This window comes from Actinomadura geliboluensis (assembly GCF_005889745.1).
GTDB lineage: Bacteria > Actinomycetota > Actinomycetes > Streptosporangiales > Streptosporangiaceae > Spirillospora > Spirillospora geliboluensis.
Genome location: NZ_VCKZ01000584.1, coordinates 1 through 4,423, shown reverse-complemented (window position 1 = coordinate 4,423; position 4,423 = coordinate 1). Strand labels below are relative to the sequence as shown.

Annotated in this window: 4 protein-coding genes; 2 read left to right on the top strand and 2 right to left on the bottom strand. The window is 66.1% G+C overall.

What is annotated here, in order from left to right; genetic code table 11:
- Together ETD96_RS41835 and ETD96_RS41830 are read right to left on the bottom strand one after the other, a co-directional pair.
- Positions 1 to 1,049, bottom strand: a 1,049-nt coding sequence (locus ETD96_RS41835; protein WP_138642022.1) for an AlbA family DNA-binding domain-containing protein, incomplete at its 3' end; no start/stop codon positions are given.
- Between the two features lie 425 nt (positions 1,050 to 1,474).
- A complete protein-coding gene (locus tag ETD96_RS41830) occupies positions 1,475 to 1,912 on the bottom strand; it encodes a hypothetical protein (RefSeq protein WP_138642021.1) in 438 nt (145 codons plus the stop codon).
- Between the two features lie 454 nt (positions 1,913 to 2,366).
- Between ETD96_RS41830 and ETD96_RS41825 the strand changes: the two genes are divergently transcribed.
- The gene (locus tag ETD96_RS41825; RefSeq protein WP_138642020.1) at positions 2,367 to 3,362 is read left to right on the top strand and encodes a LuxR C-terminal-related transcriptional regulator; all 996 of its coding nucleotides are present in this window, start codon (positions 2,367 to 2,369) and stop codon (positions 3,360 to 3,362) included.
- 28 nt (positions 3,363 to 3,390) lie between these two features.
- Positions 3,391 to 4,423 (top strand): TolB family protein (locus tag ETD96_RS41820; RefSeq protein WP_138642019.1); only part of this gene is annotated, 1,033 nt, incomplete at its 3' end.

Here is a 4,423-nt window from a genome sequence, read left to right as displayed (position 1 = left end):
AGGCGAGGGGCCGGGGCGTCGGGGTATTCGGAAACGGCGCACGTGATCTGATCGTCTGCGTCGATGCACCACACGCCGCGCCCGGGAAGGGCGACGGTAACCACAACGCCGGCGAAAGGGCGTTCCTGGTGGTTGACCAGTCTCAGCGCCAAGTGCGCCGCGGGATGCTCCTCCAGTTGCGCGGCGGTGGTGCCGCGAAGGACCTCTTGCATCCGGGTCAGGTAGTCCTCGATCTGCTTCGCATACTCCTCCGGTGTGCGTGGGTCATCGGTCGAGGCCGCGCGGCGTGGGACGAAGAGCGGTCTAACCGGCCGTCCGTCCTGTGTCGGCGGCTGGTAGCGGGCGGCGAGCAGTTCCTGGCGTTGCTCGACGATGAGTTCGGCGAGGCGCACGTCGTCCAGGGGCGCGGTCTCGATGCTCTGCCGGTCGGCGACGACCTCGGCGTCCAGTTGGACCGCAGGTGCCGAGCAAGCCCGGCGCAACAGCATGTCGCGCTCGTCGCGGTTGGCTCGCTCGGTCTCCCCGGGGCGGCGGACGAAGATCGTCCCTTCGTTGAACCCGTGGGACGTGGTAACCGGTCCGCATGCGGTCTGCTTGGTGCGGGTAACGAACAGATCCTTCATCAGGAAGTGGATCGTGTCGCCGGGTGCGGGTGGAGCGACTTCAATCACCAGAACCTGCGCGCCGTCCACGTCGATGTAATCGGGGTTCCAGGTGATCTTGGTGCCCAGGTAGGGACGCAAGCTCTGGGACAGGACTTGCGGATCCACCGCCGTCACCCCGTGCAGCTGGTTCGGTTCTACGCCGACGAGTAGGTAAGCGTTGCCCTTACACCAGCGTACGGCGTCCTGGGGATCACGGTTGGCGAAGCCCAGTATCTGCTTGACCAGGTGCAGCTTGCCCTTGTCGCTGTCGAGGTCCAGCCTGCTCTTCCATTCGATCCACAGCGTCTCGTCATAGTCGCCGGCCGCGTGCACGGCCCGGGCCAGCCGCAGTAGCTCACTGGGGCGGCGGAATGGTTCCGACAAATCGTCCAGGGGGAACGGCATGAACCCCAAGGCTACGCCGCAACCATCCTCATTTCGGTGAACTGGCCACCTATCGCCGGCTGTGTCCTTGACGGCCCTCCAGGCGGCTACAGCGAGGGCGGACAGCAGGTGCGCAGCTAGTCCTGCAGTTCGGACAGCGTATGGGCGATGGAGGTGTGTCGCTGCGGACCTGCTTGCTGGCCTTGCGAGAGGTCAGCAGCTCGCCGCGGTGCAGCAGCGCCAGCTCCTAGGAGGCGTTGGCCTGATCGAGGTCCAGGCGCTCGGCGACTGTGAGTTCGATCGGCGTCGGCGACGAACTTCCAGCATCTGGCTGTCGCTGGTCGGCGGTCAGAGCCTTGAGGAAGTCCCGCGCACCGGCTCCAAGCTGAACCGCCGCCACACCGCAACCGGGCTCAGCTCCACGCCGCCATCCTGCCTGGGCGGCTTCAGGCTGGCGAATCGAGGGCCTGGAGTCTGGCGACCGCTTGGTCGCGGGTGAGCAGCTGCAGGTGGTGGTCGGGCAAGCGCCTAGGGCCGTCATGGTCGATGAAATGGGTGGGTCCGTACGGCCAGGGGCCGTGGAACAGTGTGATGAGGTCCGTTGAGGGCTGGTTCTCTAGTGTTTGGTGGACGACGTCGGAGTCGGCTCCCGGTGTGGCCAGCCACAGGATTGGTCTCTGCTCCATCGGTCCAGCGGTGGTGATGCTTTGAGGTCTGCTCTCCAGATGCTCGATCGTGTCCTCCAGGGTGTCGGTGAAGTGCAGGACCGAGGTGAAGGACGCCGAGAGCCAAGAGGTTGCGGTGCCGAGTAGCCGCTCCAGATCGGGACGTGCGATTACGACACTGGATCCCTCAGTGCTACGGGTAAGGGCGTCGACCAGCACGGTACGTAGGAGACGTTGGGCACCCGGACCGATGACGCCGGCGCCCTGGGGGTGACTGAAGGCACGTGCGAGGAAGGGCTTGGGGCAGCACGTGCCCCGCGTGCGTCGCTGGATGGCGAGGCTGGTGAGTCGGCGGGCCAGGGGCGTGTGCGTGGCATTGCGCAGTCGAATCATTCTCACTCCGGTCGATCGGTGGTGGGGCGCCTTGATCAAACAGGGTTCTGCCAGGTCACGGAGCTGATCGAAACGCCTCATGGTGGTAAGTGATCAGGGCTCACCAGGCTGCTTCGAGGGCACTGGATCCCTGGAACCGCTGATCTCAGCGCCCTGTGGGAGCTGCAGCATCGGTAGCCGGACGGCCGATGGCGACTCTGCTCATTGACGCCAAACGCTCATCCACCATTCTGGCCACGCTTCTCACTTGCATCGATACTCTCTGTCATGGGAGGTGTGAGTGAGTACGGAGGTTGAACAGACAGCCGCCAGGCTGCTGAAGGGGATCGTTGCGGACGAGTTGCTCGGCCCTTACACACGGCTGCTGGCCTCGGACGGCTGCCTGCCGTCCGAGGCCGCTGACGTGCTCGGCGGGCCACAGATCGTGGAGGCGTTGAAGGAGGCCGGGCTGGCCTATGTCATGCCGTTGGGGATGGCCGTTTCCCCGCGCCTGGTTGCCACCGCCCCGGATCTGGCTTTGCAGGGAGCGCTCGCGGCGCTGTCCCGCAAGCTGGTCGCCGATCAAGAGCGGTTGCTGGACGGTCAGCGTCGCATGGTCGAGATGCATCCCTTCCCCGGAGTCATGGAAGGCCAGGCCAGTCAGCTGGTACGCATCCTCACGGACCGCACCGAGATCACCGACACCTCCCGCTCGCTGCTGGGAACAGCCCGGCGTCACTGGCTGACCTTGGAGAACTTCGCCATGGAACGGCCTTTGGAGGAGCTGGCCGGAATGCCGCCCCTCCCCACCTTCGAAGGCAAGGTCGCAAGCCGGACCATCTACCAGGCCTCATGCGCCGAACATCCCGTGGGCATCAAGATCATCGAAATGCACACCGGGGCCGGTGAAGAGGCCAGGATCCTGCCCGAGATCGGCATGAAGATGAAGCTGGCCGACGAGGCGGTCGCGTTGGTCCCGCTGACCCCGACCGGACTGCCCGGCGCCCTGCTGATCAAGTCCCCGGTGATCGTCGCCGCGTTGCGCGAGTATTTCGAACTGCTCTGGGAGCGCGCGGTCCCGCTCGGCGACGCCGCGCCGGAGATGCCGCTCAAGCCGGTCCAGATGGCGATCCTGCGGATGCTGGCGCAGGGAATGACCGATGACGGGATCTCCCGGCGGATCGGCATGAAGACCAGCAGCGTGCGGCGGCACGTCAGCACCATCGGTAAACACCTCGGCGCCACCAGCCGCATCGCGATGGGCGCCGCGGCCGCCCGGCGCGGCTGGATCGACTGACCCCTATCCCGTCTGGAGAGCAGTAGCGATGCCCGACTACGTCGATTTCGTGCCCACCGAACGCTTCCGCGGGGAGGTGGCCTTGTCGCCGGATGCCAAGACCGTCGCCTATTGCAGCAACGCCGCCGGATCCTTCGACCTGTGGACGATCCCTGCCGCCGGCGGGACACCGCGCCGGTTGACCCGGCTCGCGGGCCAGGCGGTGCGGCAGATCGCGTGGTGGCCGGACGGTGAGGGCCTGATCTTCACCGCCGACCGCAACGGCGACGAGCAGTACCGCATCTACCGCATCGGCGCAGACGGCCAAGACCTCACCGAAATTAGTACCGGCCCGGACTGCCAGCGAGTCTTGGCAGACGTCCCGTTCGATGTGCATGGCCGGTATCTGCTCTATGCGGCCAACGACCGTGATCGCACCGTGCAGGACATTCTTATCCGGGACCTGGCCGACGGCGCCGAACGCCGCATCGTCCCCCCGGACGGAGTCAACTTCACGCCGGCACGCACCTCACCCGATGGGCGGTGGCTGTTGGCTGCTGGTGGCCGGTCCAACACCGACATCGCCACCTACCTCCTCGACCTCTCCAAGCCCGACAGCCAAGCCGTATGCGTCACCGCCGAACACGGAACGGGCTACTTCGTCCCAGGACCGTGGACACCGGACTCGACCGCCTTCTACCTGTGCACCGACACCTGGGGCGAGTTCACCTCCATCGGCCGCTACACCCTGAAGAACGCCTCCCTAACCCGTATCACCCGTGACAGTTGGGATATCGAGCACATTGAAGCCGCCGGCGACATCCTCGTCTGGTCCATCAATCAGGGCGGACGATCCGTACTGCGTGCCGCGCGGAACGGCGCCGAGTTCCCGCTCGCGGACATCCCGCAGGGAGTCATCGATGCGATCTCGCTCAGCCCGGACGGTGAACGGACCGTCCTGGAGATCGACACGGCGACCCGGCCCAGCGAGATCGGCGTACTCGACGAGACGAGCCGCTGCTGGGCGCCGTCGTGCAGGTCGCGCTCGATGCGGCGGCCACCGACGGTGACCTGCTCCAGCG